Source organism: Streptomyces sp. NPDC059355, from assembly GCF_042752335.1.
Lineage (GTDB): Bacteria > Actinomycetota > Actinomycetes > Streptomycetales > Streptomycetaceae > Streptomyces.
Genome location: NZ_JBHYXN010000004.1, coordinates 61,250 through 78,783 on the forward strand (window position 1 = coordinate 61,250; position 17,534 = coordinate 78,783).

The 17,534-nt window shown below is 73.4% G+C and carries 17 protein-coding genes; 11 read left to right on the top strand and 6 right to left on the bottom strand.

Going from position 1 to position 17,534, the window contains the following annotated elements; translation table 11 throughout:
• The first annotated feature begins 40 nt into the window (after positions 1-40).
• The 5 genes from ACFXGI_RS05325 (at position 41) to ACFXGI_RS05345 (ending at position 3,976) form a co-directional block, all read left to right on the top strand.
• Complete coding sequence (locus ACFXGI_RS05325; RefSeq protein ID WP_384703580.1) at positions 41-1,222, top strand: sensor histidine kinase; 1,182 nt, start codon at positions 41-43, stop codon at positions 1,220-1,222.
• Positions 1,219-1,884, top strand: coding sequence for a response regulator (locus ACFXGI_RS05330; protein ID WP_384703583.1), 666 nt, complete (start codon positions 1,219-1,221; stop codon positions 1,882-1,884). The genes ACFXGI_RS05325 and ACFXGI_RS05330 overlap by 4 nt, the downstream gene beginning before the upstream one ends.
• A gap of 134 nt (positions 1,885-2,018) precedes the next feature.
• The gene (locus ACFXGI_RS05335; protein WP_384703586.1) at positions 2,019-2,315 is read left to right on the top strand and encodes an SHOCT domain-containing protein; all 297 of its coding nucleotides are present in this window, start codon (positions 2,019-2,021) and stop codon (positions 2,313-2,315) included.
• 99 nt (positions 2,316-2,414) lie between these two features.
• On the top strand, positions 2,415-3,173 hold the full coding sequence (locus ACFXGI_RS05340) for a carbonic anhydrase (protein WP_384703589.1): 759 nt from the start codon (positions 2,415-2,417) through the stop codon (positions 3,171-3,173).
• A gap of 134 nt (positions 3,174-3,307) precedes the next feature.
• A complete protein-coding gene (locus tag ACFXGI_RS05345) occupies positions 3,308-3,976 on the top strand; it encodes a hemerythrin domain-containing protein (protein ID WP_384703592.1) in 669 nt (222 codons plus the stop codon).
• A gap of 160 nt (positions 3,977-4,136) precedes the next feature.
• Here the strand turns inward: ACFXGI_RS05345 and ACFXGI_RS05350 are convergent, their stop codons facing one another.
• On the bottom strand, positions 4,137-7,103 hold the full coding sequence (locus tag ACFXGI_RS05350) for a BTAD domain-containing putative transcriptional regulator (RefSeq protein WP_384703595.1): 2,967 nt from the start codon (positions 7,101-7,103) through the stop codon (positions 4,137-4,139).
• Between the two features lie 180 nt (positions 7,104-7,283).
• Between ACFXGI_RS05350 and ACFXGI_RS05355 the strand changes: the two genes are divergently transcribed.
• Genes ACFXGI_RS05355 through ACFXGI_RS05365 form a run of 3 tightly spaced genes read left to right on the top strand, consistent with a single transcriptional unit; the run spans position 7,284 to position 9,702 of the window.
• On the top strand, positions 7,284-8,660 hold the full coding sequence (locus tag ACFXGI_RS05355) for a zinc ribbon domain-containing protein (RefSeq protein WP_384703599.1): 1,377 nt from the start codon (positions 7,284-7,286) through the stop codon (positions 8,658-8,660).
• Positions 8,661-8,684: 24 nt separating this feature from the next.
• A complete protein-coding gene (locus tag ACFXGI_RS05360) occupies positions 8,685-9,056 on the top strand; it encodes a hypothetical protein (protein WP_384703602.1) in 372 nt (123 codons plus the stop codon).
• A 25-nt stretch (positions 9,057-9,081) separates the two neighbouring features.
• Complete coding sequence (locus ACFXGI_RS05365) at positions 9,082-9,702, top strand: hypothetical protein (protein WP_384703605.1); 621 nt, start codon at positions 9,082-9,084, stop codon at positions 9,700-9,702.
• 7 nt (positions 9,703-9,709) lie between these two features.
• Here the strand turns inward: ACFXGI_RS05365 and ACFXGI_RS05370 are convergent, their stop codons facing one another.
• Positions 9,710-10,399, bottom strand: coding sequence for a beta-glucanase (locus ACFXGI_RS05370; RefSeq protein ID WP_384703608.1), 690 nt, complete (start codon positions 10,397-10,399; stop codon positions 9,710-9,712).
• A gap of 126 nt (positions 10,400-10,525) precedes the next feature.
• Positions 10,526-10,930 carry a DUF5997 family protein gene (locus ACFXGI_RS05375; RefSeq protein ID WP_384703611.1) on the bottom strand — a complete coding sequence of 135 codons (405 nt, stop codon included), beginning with the start codon at positions 10,928-10,930 and terminating at the stop codon, positions 10,526-10,528.
• 58 nt (positions 10,931-10,988) lie between these two features.
• Between ACFXGI_RS05375 and ACFXGI_RS05380 the strand changes: the two genes are divergently transcribed.
• Complete coding sequence (locus ACFXGI_RS05380; protein WP_384703614.1) at positions 10,989-11,804, top strand: LysR family transcriptional regulator substrate-binding protein; 816 nt, start codon at positions 10,989-10,991, stop codon at positions 11,802-11,804.
• Positions 11,805-11,855: 51 nt separating this feature from the next.
• Here ACFXGI_RS05380 and ACFXGI_RS05385 read toward each other — a convergent pair whose 3' ends face one another.
• The 3 genes from ACFXGI_RS05385 to ACFXGI_RS05395 form a co-directional block, all read right to left on the bottom strand.
• Positions 11,856-12,596: a PP2C family protein-serine/threonine phosphatase gene (locus tag ACFXGI_RS05385; RefSeq protein WP_384703617.1), complete on the bottom strand. Its 741-nt coding sequence runs from the start codon at positions 12,594-12,596 to the stop codon at positions 11,856-11,858.
• Between the two features lie 37 nt (positions 12,597-12,633).
• Entirely contained in the window at positions 12,634-13,785 is a 1,152-nt protein-coding gene (locus tag ACFXGI_RS05390; protein ID WP_384703620.1) for a site-2 protease family protein, read from the bottom strand.
• A gap of 89 nt (positions 13,786-13,874) precedes the next feature.
• Positions 13,875-14,231 carry a hypothetical protein gene (locus tag ACFXGI_RS05395; protein WP_384703623.1) on the bottom strand — a complete coding sequence of 119 codons (357 nt, stop codon included), beginning with the start codon at positions 14,229-14,231 and terminating at the stop codon, positions 13,875-13,877.
• Positions 14,232-14,491: 260 nt separating this feature from the next.
• Here ACFXGI_RS05395 and ACFXGI_RS05400 point away from each other — a divergent pair, with 260 nt between their 5' ends.
• Together ACFXGI_RS05400 and ACFXGI_RS05405 are read left to right on the top strand one after the other, a co-directional pair.
• Positions 14,492-16,282: a hydrogenase maturation protein gene (locus ACFXGI_RS05400; RefSeq protein WP_384703626.1), complete on the top strand. Its 1,791-nt coding sequence runs from the start codon at positions 14,492-14,494 to the stop codon at positions 16,280-16,282.
• Positions 16,283-16,379: 97 nt separating this feature from the next.
• Entirely contained in the window at positions 16,380-17,438 is a 1,059-nt protein-coding gene (locus ACFXGI_RS05405; RefSeq protein ID WP_053693570.1) for a hydrogenase expression protein HypE, read from the top strand.
• Positions 17,439-17,534 lie beyond the last annotated feature (96 nt).

Genomic DNA, 17,534 nt, shown 5'->3' on the forward strand with positions numbered 1-17,534 from the left:
GCGGACGACGGCGGCGGGCCCGGCCGTCTAGCGTGGCCGCATGGCGGAGCGGCGGTGGCAGTACTGGGCGGAGCGCACCGGGGGCGGGCGGCTGCCGTGGCGGTCCTCGCTCCTCGTCGCCGTGTTCACGCAGGCGGTCACCGGGTGGGCGCAACAGGTGCAGCCCGGCCGCGAGCCCATCGGCGTGCCCGGACGGATCCTGCTGCTCCTCGGGCCCGCCCTGCTCCTGCTGCGCCACCGCTACCCGGTGCCCGTCCTCTACGGGGTCTGCGCCGTGACGCTCGGCTACCTCGCCGCCGGATTCCCGTACGGCCCCGTCTTCATCAGTGTCGCCCTGGCCTGCCTCGCCGCCGTCGTCGCCGGCCACCGCTACGCCGCCTGGGGCGCGGTGGGCGCCCTGTGGGCCGGCCACCTGCTCATCGCGCACTGGCTGTACCGCTGGCTGCCGCCGCCCGGCGACGGCCCCGCCCCCTGGGGGACGGAGGGCGGGATCACCGCCTGGGCGATCGCCGTGCTCGCCGCGTCCGAGGTGGTGCGCGTACGCCGGGAGCAGTGGGCCCGTGACCGGGCCGAGCGCAAGGCCGCCGAGCGGCGCCGGGTGGACGAGGAGCGGCTGCGGATCGCCCGCGAGCTGCACGACGTACTGGCCCACAGCATCTCCGTGATCAACGTGCAGGCGGGCGTCGGCCTGGCCCTGCTCGACACGGACCCGGAACAGGCCCGTACGGCGCTCACCACCATCAAGGCGGCCAGCAAGGAGGCGCTCGGAGAGGTCCGGCAGGTCCTGAACACCCTGCGCGCCCCCGGCGAGGCCCCGCGCGCCCCCGCCCCCGGACTCGACCGGCTCTCCGAACTGGTCGCGCAGGCTGCCGCGGCCGGGCTCACCGTCTCCGTGTCGGGGGAGGCCCGGGCCCGGGGAATGTCGCCGGCCACGGACCTCGCCGCGTTCCGGATCCTCCAGGAGGCGCTCACCAACGTGGTCCGCCACTCGGGGTCGCGGACCGCCCGGATCCGCATCAGCCGCCCGCTCGGCGCGCTGGAACTGCAGGTGGACGACGACGGACCCGCCACCGGCGACGACGCCGGCGGCAGCGGCAGCGGCCTGATCGGGATGCGCGAGCGGGCCGCGGCGCAGGGCGGCACCATCGAGGCCGGCCCCCGGCCGGACGGCGGCTTCCGGGTACTGGCCCGGATCCCGCTGGAGATCAAGGAGGACTCGTGATCCGCGTACTGCTCGCCGACGACCAGGCGCTGGTACGGGCCGGCTTTCGCGCGCTGCTCGACGCGCAGCCGGACATCGAGGTGGCGGGCGAGGCCGCCGACGGGGCCGAGGCCGTGCGGCTGGCGCGCGAACTGCGCCCGGACGTGGCCCTGATGGACATCCGGATGCCGGAGCTCGACGGCCTCGCCGCCACCCGCACGATCACCTCGGACCCCGGACTGGCCGCGGTGAAGGTGGTCATGCTCACCACCTTCGAGCTCGACGAGTACGTCTTCGAGGCACTCCGCTCCGGCGCCTCCGGGTTCCTGGTCAAGGACACCGAACCGGAAGAACTGCTGCGCGCGGTACGGGCGGTGGTCGCCGGCGACGCGCTGCTCTCACCCGGGGTGACGCGCCGGCTGATCGCCGAGTTCGCGGCCCGGTCCAAGGCCCCGGAGGCGGCGGCCGGGCTGGACCGGCTGACCGAGCGGGAACGCGAGGTGATGGCCCTGGCCGGCCTCGGCCTGTCCAACGAGGAGATCGCCCGCAGGCTGGTGGTCAGCCCGCTGACCGCGAAGACGCACGTCAGCCGGGCCATGATCAAGCTCGGCGCCCGGGACCGGGCCCAGCTGGTGGTGCTCGCCTACGAATCGGGGCTGGTCAGGCCCGGCTGGCTGGGCTGAGGCCGCTCCTGCCGGGAGCTACTCCCGTGGTGGTACGCACGGTGCCGCCGGCCGTACGACGACCCGGGCACCCTCCCGGGGCGAGTCTCGGAGGCGACAGGTAAACCGCACCCCTTCCGAGGAGCTGAACCGAGATGAACACCCTGGCGTACGACGGGCCCGGCCCGTGGATCCTCTTCGTCCCGTTGATCTGGGCGGCCGTCGTCTTCGGCGTCGTCACCGTCTTGCGCCGCACGGTGTGGCGCGGCGGGCGCGGCCCGCGCGGACCGTGGGCGATGCGGGGCTCGTACGGCGAGAACTCGCCGATCGCCATCCTGGGCCGCCGGTTCGCCACCGGCGAGATCGACGAGGACGAGTACTGGCGCCGGCTGTCCGTCCTGGACGAGCAGTTCGGCCGGACGACCCTGGACGGCAAGGGCGGGGCGGACTGACCCCGGGCAGGAGGGGCGGAGCCGGCCGGCCCCGCCGGACTTCCGATATTGCGTGCCGCACCCGGGCAGGGGACCCGGAGGCGGGGTTACCGTCCCGCGATGGATTCGAACACGCAGACACTGGACACCCCTTCGCCCAGCCGCCGCGGCCTGCTCCTCGCCGCCGCGGCGGGCTCGGCGGCCCTGGGGTCCGTCCTCCCCCTCGCCGCCGCCTTCCCCGCCTCGGCCGCCCCGGCCCCGGCGCCGCCCGCCGAGGCGGAGGCCGCCACGGGCCCGGTCTCCCCGGAGGAGGCACTGCGCCGGCTGACCGCGGGCAACCGGCGCTGGCGTACGTACGCGCAGGAACACCCGCACGAGTCGGCCTTCCTGAGGCTCCGTCTGACCAAGGCCCAGCACCCCTTCGCGATCGTCCTCGGCTGCGTCGACTCCCGCGTGCCCCCCGAGCTCGTCTTCGACCAGGGGCTCGGCGACCTCCTGACCGTGCGCTCGGCAGGCGAGGTGCTGGACGAGGCCGTCCTCGGCAGCGTCGCGTTCGGGGTACTGGAACTGGAGATCCCGCTGGTGCTGGTGCTCGGCCACCAGTCCTGCGGGGCGGTCGGCGCCGCCGTCCACGCCGACGAGACCGGTGAGCCGCTGCCCGCGCACATCCAGTACCTGGCCGACCGGATCCGGCCCTCCATCGACCACACCCGGGAGGGCGAGGCCCGGATCGACGCCACCATCGACGCGCACGCCCGGCGCACCCGCGACCTGCTCGCGGCCGAACCCGACTTCGCCCGGCGCATATCCGACGGCAGGCTGGCGGTCGTCGCCGCCCGCTACGGGCTCCGCGACCAGAGGGTGCGCAGCCTGGCATAGACCGGGCTCCGGGACCGGGCTCCCCGGGGGCGCTGGAGCGCCGCCGTGCGCCCCTGTCGCAGACGGCGGGCCGCCCGGCACGCTGGAGCCCGGTACACCCACCAGGGCGGGGGTCACGGTCGATGGCGAATTCGATGCAGAACCAGGGAAAACCGATCACGACGCACGACATGGTGGTGGTCCACCGGATGTTCCGGCGCGAGTTCGGGGAGGCGGCGGGCCGGGTGCGCGGAGTGCGCCACGGCAGCCGCGCCCAGGTCAGGCTGGTCGCGGACCGGCTGGAGCTGCTGCTGGACACCCTGCACGACCACCACGAGGGCGAGGACCGGCTGCTGTGGCCCAAGCTGGCCGAACGCCTTCCCGGGCAGGGCGGGTTGTGGAAGCGGCTGCGGGGCCAGCACGCCGAGCTGTCGTCCCTGCTCGCACGGGCGAAGGACCTGCTCGGGGCGTGGGCGGCCGCCGGGGGAAGCACCCATCGGGAGGAGCTGGCAGACACGTTCGACCGGCTGTCCAAGGCCGCCGGGGACCACTTCGACCAGGAGGAGCGCGAGGCGCTGCCGCTCGTACCGGGGGTGGTGTCACAGGTGGAATGGGACGAGATCGGCGACGCGGCGAGCGCGGCCGTGCCCAAGAGCAAGCTGTTCACCGTCCTCGGGATGATCCTCAAGGACGCGGACCCGGGCGAACAGATCCTGATCATGGGCCACCTGCCGCTGCCGCCCCGGGTGCTGTGGCACGCGGTGGGCGAGCGCAACTTCCGCCGCCTGGAACAGCGACTGGAGGCGGCGGTGGGCCACGGCTAGGGAGTGTCGTCAAAATGGCGTCGGCCGCCCGAGCGTGCGTGCCAGGCCCCGCCGGCCGGACGGGACTTCGACGACACGACCCGGGGGACGGATCCCGGGGCCCGATCCGGCGGACGGGCCCCGGCCCGGCGTCCGGCCGCGGCCCCACGAGGGTGGCGCCCTATGAGGCCTCGCAGTCCCTGAGCCCGGCGACCGCGAGCGCGCGCTCCGCGGGATACGCGCCGGCGCCGGGGAAGGCGAGGACCGTCCGGAACTGCTGCCCCGCTTCGCGGACCCGGCCCGCGGCCGAGTAGGCGCGGCCCAGCCTGCTGCGGATCGCCATCTCCATACGGGTCTGGTGGGGCTCGTTCAGCGGGGACAGCGACTGGAGCCGGGAGAGGGCGTCGTGGTGGAGGGCCAGCGCCGCCTCCAGGTTCCCCGCCCCCAGCTCCGCCGTACCCAGCATGCTCAGCGTGATCGCGGTCAGGGGGATGTCGCCGGCCTGCTGGACCAGGTGCGCCGCCCGGCTCAGGAGCTCCTTGGCCTCGGTGAACTCGCCGAGGTCGAGGTGGACTTCGGCGGCGCAGCTCAAGACCCTGCTGATCATGGTGGGCCGCCCGTTCGCCTCGGCGTGGACGGCGGACTCGGCGAAGCAGAGGAGCGCCTCCCGGGTCCGCCCCCGCATGCGGTGGACGGTCCCGAGCACGCAGAGCGCCATGGCCGCGATCCAGTCGTCCTCCAGCCGCCGGGCCAGGTCGACCCCCGCGGTGAGGGGGGCGATGGCCTGCTCGGGCCGGCCCGCGTTCAGCTCGGCGGTCCCGATCCCGCTCAGGGCCCGGGCCTCCTCGTGCCGGTCCCCGCCGTGGCGGCTCAGGCGCAGGGCTTCTGCGAAGGTCGCGCGTGCCTGTTCGGCGTCGCCCCGGTAGATGTCGATGATCCCCATGCAGTTGCGCAGGGCGGGCACCATCCGCCGGTCGGTGGCCCGGTCCGCCTGGGGGAGGGCGATCTCCAACGCCGTGCGGCCTTCGTGGTAGCGGCCCCGGCGGATGAAGTGGTCGGTCAGCGCCTCGGCGATCCAGCAGGCGTGGTCGGCCTCGCCGAGGCCTGCCGCGTGGCCGACGACGTCGGCGAGTTCCGCGTCGGCGGCGTTCAGCCAGGCACTCGCGTCGGCCCAGTCCGCGAAGGCTCCTGTCCCGGGCGGTCCGGTGGGGAAGCCGCTGGAGCCCCAGTCGCTGGCGGTCCGGCCCGCTTCCACGTAGAGGCGGAGTACGGCGGTGCGCGCCGCCCCCGCTTCGGCCGGGGCGGCCTCCGCGAGCCGCCGGGCGTGGACCCGTACCAGGTCGTGCAGTCGGTAGCGGCCCGGCCGGGGCTGCTGTACCAGGCTCGTGTCGACCAGGCCCTCCAGGATCTGCTCGGCGTCGCGGGCCGGCCGGCCCAGCATGGCCGCCGGCGTGAGGGCGTCGAACTCGCTCGTCGGCGTCAGGCCCAGGGTGCGGAACGCCCGCTGCTGCGCGGGGGCGAGCTGGTCGTACGACAGACGGAAGGCGGCCTCCAGGCTGCGGTCCCCGGCACGGAGCTCACCGAGCCGGTGATCGTCGTCCGCCATACGGTCCACCAGATGGGCGAGGGTCCAGACGGGGCGGGTCTGCAGCCGTGTCCCGGCGATGCGCAGCGCCAGCGGCAGCCCTCCGCACAGCCGTGCCAGCTCGCGCGCGGCCGTCTCTTCCCCGGCCGTGCGCTCCTCCCCGACGAGCTGCCCGAGCAGGGTCTGCGCCTCGCCCGTCTCCAGGGGTTCCAGCGTGATGCGCCGGTCGGCGTCCAGTCCGGCCAGCCTCTGGCGACTGGCCACGATCACCATGCTGCCCGGCCCGGCGGGGAGCAATGGCCGGATCTGTGCACTCCCCACGGCGTCGTCCAGGACGAGGAGCAGCCGCAGGGATTCGGTCACCGCATGCCAGGCGGTGGTGAGTTCGTCGAGATCGGCCGGAACCTCGCTGTCGGCCGCGCCGATCGAGCGCAGCAGTCGCCGCAGCACCCGCTGTGGCGAGAGCTTCTGCCGTCCCGGGCTGTGGGCGCGCAGGTCGACGAAGAGGCAGCCGTCCGGATGGCGGGCGCGCAGTTCCTGGGCCGCGCGGACGACGAGGGCGGTCTTGCCGATCCCGGCGATGCCGTCGACGGTCGCGACCCCCACGGAGCCGGGCGGGAAGGGAGCGGCCAGCAGCGCCCGTTCGCGCTCCCGCCCGATGAGGACACCGGTGATGCCCGGCAATTCGTTGACGGGGCGGCGGGGGCGGGGGCGGGGAGGTACGGGGACGGCGGCCGGGCCGCCGGGGGAGAGCGCGGCGAGGCGGGCCCCCTCCGGGCCGAGGAGCAGCGCGTCGTCGCGGCGCAGCACCGCTTCGTACACCTGGCCCAGCGCGTCGCCCGGGCTGACCCCGAGCTCGTCGCGCAGCCGCTCGCGCATGCCCTGGTAGGCGTTCAGGGCCTCGGCCTGGCGCTCGTTGGCGTACAGGGCCCGCATGTGCAGGGCCAGGACCGCCTCGTCGTACGGCTCGGCGGCGGACAGCGTGGCCAGACCGTCCAGGGCCTCGCCGGCCCGGCCCGACAGGACGAGGCATTCGAGCCGCTCCGACTCGAGCGCGCGCCGCCGGTCCGCCAGCCGCCGCCGCTCGGCCTGTGCGAGCGGCCCCGGCAGCCCCGCCAGGGGCTCTCCCCGGTACAGCGCGAGCGCATCGGTGAATCCGGCCATCGCGCCGGCCAGGTCACCGGACTCCTTCGCACGCCGCGCGTCCCGGAGCCGTCCCGCCATATCGGCCACGTCGACATGGATCCGGTCCATGGCCATGCCGTACCGGCCCTGACTGCTGCGGATCACCGAATCCTCGTACCCCGTGGCCTGCGCGTCGAGGGCCTTGCGCAGCGCGTAGACGTAGCTCGGCAGGACCCGGTGGCCGGATCCCGGCGGCGCCGCGCCCCACACCCCGTCGAGGAGGTCCTCATGGCTGATGGCGCTGCCCGCCCGCAGGACCATCGCGGCCAGCACGGCCTGTCGCCGGACGGGTCCCAGGTCCAGCGGCGTCGTTCCTCGCCAGGCCCGGACCGGACCGAGCAGCTCGATCCGGAGCCGCTGCGGAGAATCCCCGTCCACTCGCATCCTCATTTCGCGCGCATCATCGAAATTTCATCGGCATTGCAGCGCCCCCGACCACGCTTGGCAAGGCTCGTGGTGCGTGCGTGAAAGCGGAATGGCTTGAAATCGGGGGGCGTCATGACAGGTTCGGTCGCCGCGCGCCGCACTGCGGTTCCGGCATGGGGTGGCAGCCGGGACGTGACCAGGTATCTGTGCGCGGCCGCGTACCTGGAGCGCGAGTACGCGAGGTCCCTCGTCAAGGACGTGGCGGCCGAGCCGCATCTGGGTGTGGCCGCGGCCCCGGCGTGCGATGTGCCGGTCGTGCTCAAGCACGCGTACCTCGCGAACGCCCGCAGACACAGCCGGGACATCCTGCTCGCCTTCCTGCTCCTGTTCCTCCTCGTCTTCCAGCTGTGGGTGGGGATGCCCTGGATCGCCCTGCTGATGCTGTTCCTCGCCTGGGTGACGGTGTTCTCGTTCGAGCTCTCCACCAAGTACGGCCGGTCGATGCAGAGTCTGCGCCCGGACAGCTTCGACGCCGCGGCCGCTCCCGAGCCGATCAGCCTGGGCGTCGCGGTGCGCTTGCGCGAGATCGGCGAGTACGCCGAGGGGAACGTCACCACCTACAGCGGCTATTCGCCGTTCGCCGGGTACGGATCCGACCGCGACTCGTGGTCACTGGCCTTCGACGTCACCTCGCCCAGCCGGCCGGGGGCCGAGCCGCGGGACTTCGACGTGGTGGACCTCTACGCCCACGTCGCCGGACGGCTCGCCACGCTGGGCCTGCCCTGTCTGGAGATCGAGGAGCGGCTCTTCGTCGACGGCTCGGCGGTCCGGGAGGACAGGCGCTTCCTCCCCGATCCGCTCAGCCGGCCCGTCACCGCCATCACGTCCGGCGCCATGGACGCGCTGAAGCGCTCGCCGGAGGAGAAGGCCCGGCCCTACCTCGGGGTGCACTCCACGGGCTGGGGCGGCGAGCTGGTGACGTCCCTCTTCGTCCGCTTCGTCCGCTCGGACTCGAGTCTCGTCGTCGAGGCGTCCCCGACGGTGCTCTTCCCCCTGCGCGACGGCTACCGGCTCGTCGACACCCTCATGCCCAGCCCGTCCCTGTTCGAGGTGCTCAGGCTCGCGGCCGCAACCCTGGTCCCCACGGTGTTCGAGCTGCTGGCCTCGCCGTGGCGCGCGATCGCGGGATTCGCCCCCGATTTCTGGATGTACTTCCGGGTCCGGGGCCAGGACAAGCTGATCACGCAGCTGCGGCGCTTCGACTACGGGGCCCGGCAGGCCGTGCGCCGCAACGTCGCCGACCAGAGCCACCAGCGCTACTTCCAGGAAGCGGACAGCGGCATGGTCCTCAAGGCCATCGAGAAGAGGGTGCTGAACGCGATCGTCGAGTTCGCGGAGGCTCATGGAATCCACACGGACGAGCTGGTGCAGCGGCAGGAATTGATCATCAATCACGGGATCATCGCGAGCCACGGAGCGAGCGTCCACGCCAGTTCCGTCGCTTCCGGTGAGAACTCCAGCATCTCGTCGAAAATCCTCAGCAAACTACCGCGCGTGAAAATGGACTGACCAGGTCGAGGGGCAGGAAAAGAAATGCGGAACAACGACGGGATCATCGCCACGGGCGGCTCGAATGTCGTCTCCTCCGCGGTGGCGAGCGGCAGGAGCGCACAGGTCGAGATCCGCAGCAGCGGTCCGACACAGGTCGGCGACGGGCGGCAGCGATCGCCCGGGGAGATCCGGGACCTGGTCTCCCTGCTGATCGAAGCGCTCGGCCGCTCCGATCACCCCGACCGCGCCGATCTGATCGAGACGGCGGAGGACGCGCGTGAGGAGCTCGCCTGCGAAAACCCGCGGATGGGAAAGCTGCGGATGCTCGCCAGGGCGCTCCTGAGCGCGGTGGCGGGATTCACCACGCTGGTCTCCCTCGCGGAGCCGATCGAAGAGGCGATTCGCGGTCTGTGAGCGAGGGGGTTCGAAGGAGATGACCATGCCACCCTCCCGGCCCGCCGGGCCCGGCTACGTCCGTGTGGGATTCACGGTGCTTCCCCGGTGGCTGCTGTGGCTGGTGGCTGCTCTCGTGGTCGTGGGCGGGGGGACCGCGGGAGTGCTCATCGCCGTCGCCCCCGCGCCTGCGGAGCGGACGGCCGGCGCGGCCCCGAGCGGTCTGCCGTGGGGAGCGGGCGGCGGCTCCGCCACGCCGCCGGCCGTCGTGCCGCCCTCCACCCCGGATCCGGCCCGGCCCACTCCTGCTTCCACCCCGTCCGGGGTGTACACCCCTGCCGTCCAGCCTCCCGCGGAGGCGAGCCCGCCCCGTCCGGACGATCCGGGCGACGTGGTGGAGGAGTACTACCAGGACCTCGTGAACCGGGACTTCGAGGCCGCCTGGGAACTCGGCGGCAGGAACATCGCCCACACCTCCTACGCGAAGTGGGTGGCGGGCTACGACACGACGGCGAGCATCTCGCTCGGCTCGGCGAACACGGTGGACGCCGGCCGGGTCCGTGTCCTGATCCGTGCGCTCCAGACGGACGGCACGCTGCGGGTGTACCAGGGCACGTACACCGTGTCCGGTGGTGTGATCGTCGGTGCGGAGGTCACCGAGAGGTGATCCCGGCCTAACTGCGGTACACCCGCAGGTCCGAGACCTCGTACGACATCTCCGAGAGGGAGTGGTCGGGAGCCGGGTGGTAGCGGCCGGCGCACACGGAGAGGTTCACGATGAGGTACGCCCGCCAGCGCCGGCCCACCCCGCTGTGATCGGCGTACGCGCGGGCGCCGTTGACCCACCAGACGACCGAGGTCGTACCGAACTTGACCTTGAGGTCGACCCATGCGCCGGGGCGGATGGCCGGGTCGTGGTAGTAGTGCGAGCCCCCGCCCCGGACGTGGTTGGAGAGTTCCAGCAGGTCCGGGTTGTCCGGGTGGTACTCGAAGACGTCGACCTCCTGGCCGCCGTCCCGCCAGGTCCAGATCGCGGGCCAGGCGCCGACGGCCTCCGGCAGCCGGACCCGGGCTTCCAGTACGTCCTCTGCGCGCAGCAGGAAGCCCTCTGCGCTGCCTTCGGTGGTCAGCAGGCCGGAGTCCCAGTTGCCGTCGGGCCGCCGGGTGGCGCGGAAGGTCCCGCCGCGGCTGTAGGAGGGGTCGTCGACCAGGTGGTCCAGTTTGTTGTCGCCCGGATTGACCGGGCCGTTGTCCGGGAAGGCCGAGGTCCGGCCGGCGACCCATCGGGAGGCCGAGCCGAAGTCGGCGGAGAAGACGAGGGTGGTGCGGGCGCGCCGGAACGGGGCGAGGAGTTGCGAGATCACGCCGCAGGTCTGCCCAGGGCGCGCCGTCCGCATTCCGGTGATCTTTGATGAAATGCGGACGGGGCGGGCGCTTCGGGGCACTTCGGCGTCAGGGGCACCGCCCCGGCGCCCCACGGCGCACGCCGGTCAGGAACCGGACTGCTGAAGGCGCTCCGCCTGCTCGGCTTGCTTCTCCTTGATGCGGACCGCTTCCTTGCGGACCTCGGCCTGGGTGGCCCGCTCCTTCTGGAGCCACTCCGGGTTCTCCTGCTTCAGCGTGTCGATCTGCTCCGTGGTGAGGGCCTCGGTGACCCCGCCGCGCGCGAGGCCGGCGATCGAGACGCCGAGCTTGGACGCGACCACGGGCCGGGGGTGCGGGCCGTTGCGTCGCAGTTCCTGCAGCCACTGGGGCGGCTCGGCCTGCAGCGCGTTCAGCTCGCTGCGGGTCACGACACCCTCCTGGAACTCAGCGGGGGTGGCTTCGAGGTACACACCCAGCTTCTTCGCCGCGGTGGCGGGCTTCATGGTCTGGGTGGTCTTGTGCGACGTCATGGGGTCAAGGGTATCGAGCGTGTGCGCTACTTCTGACCACGGCCGGTAACCTGGCCGGGTGACAGGCTCGGAAGCATCTCCCACGGCATCTCCATCGTTCCGGCTCGCGTACGTCCCCGGAGTGACGCCCAGCAAGTGGGTGCGGATCTGGAACGAGCGCCTGCCGGACGTCCCGCTGACCCTCCTGCAGGTGTCCGCCGCCGAAGCCCCCGGCGCACTGCGGGGCGGCGAGGCCGACGCCGCGTTCGTACGGATGCCGATCGACCGGACGGGCCTGGCCGCGATCCCCCTCTACACCGAGACCACGGTCGTCGTGGTCCCCAAGGACCACCTCGTGGCGGCCGTGGAAGAGGTCTCCACCGGGGACCTCGCCGACGAGATCGTGCTGCACCCGCTGGACGACACCCTGGACTGGGAGAGCCTGCCCGGCAAGCCCGCGTTCGAACGCCCCGCGACGACCGCGGACGCGATCGAGCTGGTGGCGGCCGGGATCGGCGTCCTCGCCGTCCCGCAGTCCCTGGCCCGCCTGCACCACCGCAAGGACCTCACCTACCGGACGGTGACGGACGCGCCCCAGTCCCGGGTCGCCCTGTCGTTCCTCGAGCTCGACGGTGAACCGTCCGATCTGGTCGAGGAGTTCATCGGGATCGTGCGCGGCCGGACGGTCAACAGCACGCGCGGCCGCGGGGCCCCGACCCCGCCGCAGCCGAAGCAACGCAAGCGCCCCGACGCGGCGGGCACGGGGCGCAAGCCCGCGGCCGGGAAGACGGGCGCCAAGAACCCGCGCGGCGGATCCGGCGGCTCGGGCGGGGCGAAGGGCGGCGCAAAGGGCGCCAAGGGCAGCAAGGGCGGAAAGCCGCGCCGACGGCCGTAGCCGCTCCGGCCCCGCGCCCCCTACGGTCACATTCGGTGACCGGACCGGTCCCTAGTCGCCGATCCGGACCAGGGCGAGCGTGATGTTGTCCGGGCCGCCGGCCTCGATGGCGGCCTTCCACAGCTCGAAGGCCGCCTTGCCGTCGTCGTGCACCCGCAGCAGCTCGTCGAGCTGCTCGGGCAGCACCGGGTCGGTCAGCCCGTCCGAGCACACCAGGTAGCGGGCTCCGGCCGGCAGCGGCTGCGTCGAGACGTGCGGGGTGATCCCGCCGTACCGGCGGGCACCGCCGAGCGCCTGGGTCAGCAGGGACGTGGTGCGCTGCCCCGGCTCCAGCGGCGGATTGTCGTCGACGCTCACCTGCCGGAGCTCCTGCGCCGTGGCGTCGAGCACCCGGCTGTCACCGACGTTGAACGAGATCAGCGAGTCCTCCAGTACGACCGCACCCGCCACGGTCGTGCCCATGGTGGCCAGCTCCGGATCGCTGTCACCGGCCGCGAACACCGCGCGGTTGCACAGGGCGAGCGCCTCGCGGACGGCCCCCTCGCTCTCCAGGGAAGGCCCGAGCATCGCCAGCTGCCGTACGACCAGCGCACTGGCCACCTCCCCGGCCGGCTGTCCGCCGATCCCGTCGGCGACCGCGACGACCAGCGGCGCACCGAGCGGGAACACGAACGTCTGCGGGTTGCGGGTCACACCGGCGCACAGCGTCCACGGCCCGACGACGAGGCTGTCCTCGTTGTGGTCGCGTACCAGCCCGGCATGGCTCAGGGCGCTCACGGCTACGTACGGCATCGCACCCCCATTGTCCCGCCGCGCGCCCGCCGGTGCCTCACTCACCCGGGCTCCCGGGCTCCCGGGCCCCGCCCCCGCGCAGCGCCTGCCGCTCCACGAGCCGGGTGACGTCCTTCGCGGTGACGATCCCCACCAGCCGGTCCGCGTCCACCACCAGGAGCGGCAGCCCGACACCCGGCCTCAGGGCGTCCAGGGCCTCGCCCAGCAGATCACCGGGGGCCGCCACCGCGCACCGCTCCAGCGGGGTCGCCGCGTCCCGCACCCGCAGCGCGTCCCGCTGCGCCTCCGGGATCCGGGCCAGCCCGCGTACGTGCACCACCCCGCTCGGGCGTCCGTCGAAATCGAGCAGCGGCAGAGCGGAGTGCCGGGATCCGACGGCCACCTCCTCGATGAACCGCCGCACGCTCAGCCAGTCGGCGCCGGCCGCCACCGGGCTCGACATGGCATCGGCCACGCGCACACCCCGCAGCCCCGTCTGCAGGACGGCTCGCTGGCGCTCCGCGCCCGCGACGAACGTGATGAAGAGGCCGATGACGACGAGCCACAGCCCGCCCGAGGAGCCGCGCAGGAAGGAGACCCAGCCCAGCGCCGCCAGCAGTACGCCCATGACCTGCCCGCTGCGCGACGCCGCCCGGTCCGCGCGGTCCCGGTCGCCCGTACGCCACCACAGCAGCGCCTGGAGCACCCGTCCGCCGTCGAGCGGCGAGGCCGGGAGCAGGTTGAACACGCCGAGGAAGAGGTTCGCCCAGCCCAGCCAGACCAGGACGGCGGCGGGCACCGCCCAGCCGAGCAGGGAATCCAGCCCGATCCCCGCGCCGACCGCGGCGCCGCCGATGACCAGGCTGGTCAGCGGACCGCTCACGGCCACGGCGAAGGCCGCCCCGGCGCTCTGCGGCCGGCCCATCCGGGTCATCCCGCCCAGCGCCCACAGGGTGACGTCCTCGACGGAGATCTTGCTGCGGCGGGCCGTCGCGGCGTGCGCGGTCTCGTGCAGGAGCAGGCTGCCCATCAGCAGCAGGGCCCCCACCACGCTGGCGAGGGTGTACACGGCGTTCGAGCGCCCGGGAGTCCACACGGGGAGGGTCTGGCGGCCGAGCCCGTACGCGAACAGCACCACGAGCAGCGGCACGCTCCAGTGCATCCGCAGCGGTACGCCGACGACACGTCCGATGGGGACCGAGCCGTTCATCTTCGTCTCCTGCCGGCGTGGCAGTGGGTCTCACCCCATTGTCGCTCCGGCACGGCGGACCCGTACCGGAGCCACGGGTGCCGCGGGGCTCAGCCCTCCGTGGCGGCCGGAGCGGCCAGGGCCTCGTCGAGCTCCCAGGCGTGCCGCTTGAACTCGCGCAGGAAGTCGCCGTGGTCCTCCCACTGGCGGGCGATGCCGCGCAGCACGTCCCAGTGGTGCTCCACCGACTGGTCGATGACCCGGCGCAGCGCCGGCTCTGCCGTGGCCCGCTTCCCGATGAGCCCCTTGACCGCCGAGGCCTCCAGCACGGCGTTGCGGAGCGCGCGCAGAGCCCGCGAGGTGTCGTCCATCGCGAAACCGCGCTCGCTGCCGGTGGCCTCGTCGAACAGCGGGGTCAGCCGCGCCTCGATGAATGCGGTGATCCGCTCGAAGTGCTGCACGTCCATCGGGGGCTCCATCTCGTCTGCTTCCGGGCGCCGCGGCTGCCCGCGGCGCGGATCAAGAATATCCGCCGAAGATCGGGAGGCGACGGGCGGCGGGTGCCGTCGTACGGCGACGGCCTCCACCAGGTGGCGGCTCCGGGTGGCCACTTCCGGGTGACACCCCCGTAGGTCTCACCGGCCCGCGGGCGCCCGTGATCGACGATCGCCAGCGGCCGTACCTGCCGCGGCCGCAGATGGCGGGGGCCGGACGCTTGGGAGATCACGTGCACATCCTGCTCGCCGCCAGCGCGTTCAACAGCCTCACCCAGCGCGTCCACGCGGAACTGAGGGACCGCGGGCACAGCGTGGCGGTCGAGCTCGCCCTGCCCGGCGTCTCCCTCGCCGAGGCCGTCGACCGCCACCGGCCGGACCTCGTGCTCGCGCCGATGCTGAAGACCCCCGTCCCGCGTGAGGTCTGGTCCGCCCACACCTGCCTGATCGTCCACCCGGGGCCCGTCGGCGACCGCGGGCCCTCCGCGCTCGACTGGGCCATCGCCGAGGACGCGACCCGCTGGGGGGTCACCGTCCTCCAGGCCTGCGAGGAGATGGACGCGGGCGACGTCTGGGCCACCGCGGACTGCCCGCTGCCGCCCGTCGGCAAGAGCGACGCCTACCGCGGGGAGATCGCCGACGCCGCCCTGGCCGCGGTGATGACGGCCGTCGACCGCTACGCCGGCGGCACGTACGTACCCGAGCGGCAGAGTTCCGGCCGAGCCCGGCCGTACCTGCGCCAGGAGCTGCGCCGCATCGACTGGGCCAACGACTCCACGCAGAGCGTCGTCCGCGCGCTGCGCGCCGCCGATTCACAGCCGGGCGTACTCGACGAACTGCTCGGAGGCCAGTGGTTCCTGCACGGCGGACACCCCGAGGACCGGCTGCGCGGCCGCCCCGGCGAGCTGCTCGCCACCCGCGCGGGCGCGATCTGCCGGGCGACCGCCGACGGAGCCGTGTGGATCCCCGAGCTCCGCGCCCGGCGCCTGCCCGGCGAACCGGCCGGGCCGGCTCCCGTCAAACTCCCCGCCACCCTCGCCCTCGGCGACCGGCTGCCGCCGCTCCCCGAGATCCCCGCGCCGCCGTACGCCGAGGCGGCAGCCGACGGCGGCTCGCGGACCTGGTCCGACATCACCTACCGGGAACAGGGCGGGGCCGGCTTCCTCACGTTCTCCTTCCCCGGCGGCGCGATGAGCACCACGCACTGCCGGCGCCTGCTCGCCGCCTACCGCGAGGCCTGCACGCGGCCCGTCTCCGTCCTGGTCCTCGGCGGCGGCCGCGACTTCTTCTCCAACGGCATCCACCTCGGGGTCATCGAGGCGGCCGCCGACCCGGCCGAGGAGTCCTGGGCCAACATCAACGCCATGGACGACCTGGTGGAGGCCGTGCTGACGACCACCGACCGGTTCGTCGTGGCCGCCCTGGGCGGCAATGCGGCCGCCGGCGGGGCCATGCTCGCCCTCGCCGCCGACGAGGTCTGGTGCCGGGGCGGCGTGGTCCTCAACCCGCACTACCGGCTCATGGGCCTGCACGGATCCGAGTACTGGACCTACACGCTGCCCCGCCGGACCGGAACCGGCGTCGCGGACCGCCTCACCGCCGACGCCCTGCCGATCAGCGCCGACGCCGCCCGCAGGCTCGGACTGGTCGACCGTACGATCGACTGCGCCCCGCAGGAGTTCGCGGACGAGACGTCCCGGCTCGCCGTCCGCCTGGCGGACTCGCCCGCCGTCCTGTCCCGGATCGCCGGCAAGAAGGCCCGCCGCGACGCCGACGAGAGCGTCCGGCCGCTCGCCGCCTACCGGGAGGCGGAGCTGGCGCGGATGCGGGAGACCTTCTTCGACCCGCAGGCCCCGTACCACGCCCTGCGCCGGGCCTTCGTACGCAAGGAGGCCTCGGACCGCACCCCGGCCCACCTGGAGCGGACCGTGCCGGGACGGCGCACCGCGCCCCTGCCCTCGCGGCGGCCCCGGGTCACTGGACCGGCCGTACAAGACAGGGCGCCGGGCCCGGCCGGCTGCTAGCAAGAAGGGTGAGGCCGGCGCGGAGCACCTGCCCGTCAGCCGCCCCCGTTCCCGACCCACCCACCCTCCCCGCATCCCCTCCCAAGGAGCGATCCTCATGGATGCAGCAACGCCGAGCACGGCGGTAGAGGACCCCCCGATCCACATCCTCTGGATCAACGCCGGACTGAGCTGCGACGGCGACTCGGTGTCCCTGACGGCAGCGATGCAGCCCAGCATCGAGGAGATCGTCATGGGCGTCCTCCCGGGACTGCCCAAGATCGCCGTGCACTGGCCGCTGATCGACTTCGAGTGCGGACCGGTCGGCGGCGCCGACACGTTCATCGAATGGTTCTTCAAGGGGGAGCGCGGGGAGATCGACCCCTTCGTGCTCGTCGTCGAAGGTTCGATCCCGAACGAGAAGATCAAGCCCGAGGGCTACTGGTGCGGATTCGGCGACGATCCGGAGACCGGCCAGCCCATCACCACCAGCGAGTGGATCGACCGCCTCGCGCCCAAGGCCCTCGCCGTGGTCGCGATCGGCACCTGCGCCACGTACGGCGGCATCCACGCGATGGAGGGCAACCCCACCGGCGCCATGGGCGTGCCCGACTACCTCGGCTGGGACTGGACCTCGAAGGCCGGCATCCCGATCGTGTGCGTCCCCGGCTGCCCGATCCAGCCGGACAACTTCTCCGAGACCCTCACCTACCTGCTCTACCAGGCGGCCGGCTCCGCGCCGATGATCCCGCTCGACGACAAGCTGCGCCCCACCTGGCTGTTCGGGGCCACCGTGCACGAGGGCTGCGACCGGGCCGGCTACTACGAGCAGGGCGAGTTCGCGCAGACCTACGACTCGCCCAAGTGCCTGGTCAAACTCGGCTGCTGGGGCCCGGTCGTCAAGTGCAACGTGCCCAAGCGCGGCTGGATGAACGGCATCGGAGGCTGCCCCAACGTCGGCGGCATCTGCATCGCCTGCACCATGCCGGGCTTCCCCGACAAGTTCATGCCGTTCATGGACGAGCCTCCGGGGGCGAAGGTCTCCGCCACCGCCAGCGGGGTCTACGGCACCCTCATCCGCAAGCTCAGGTCGATCACCGAGCACACGGTGGACCAGGAGCCCAAGTGGCGCCATCCCGGACGGCAGTTGACCACCGGCTACCGCAAGCCCTGGTGACCGGGCCGCCCGCGTCCCCGCGTCCGGCGCGGTCCCGGTGGGGCGCGGGCCCACCGGGACCCCGCCCCACCGCGGCGCCACCCCCAACCCCCCGCA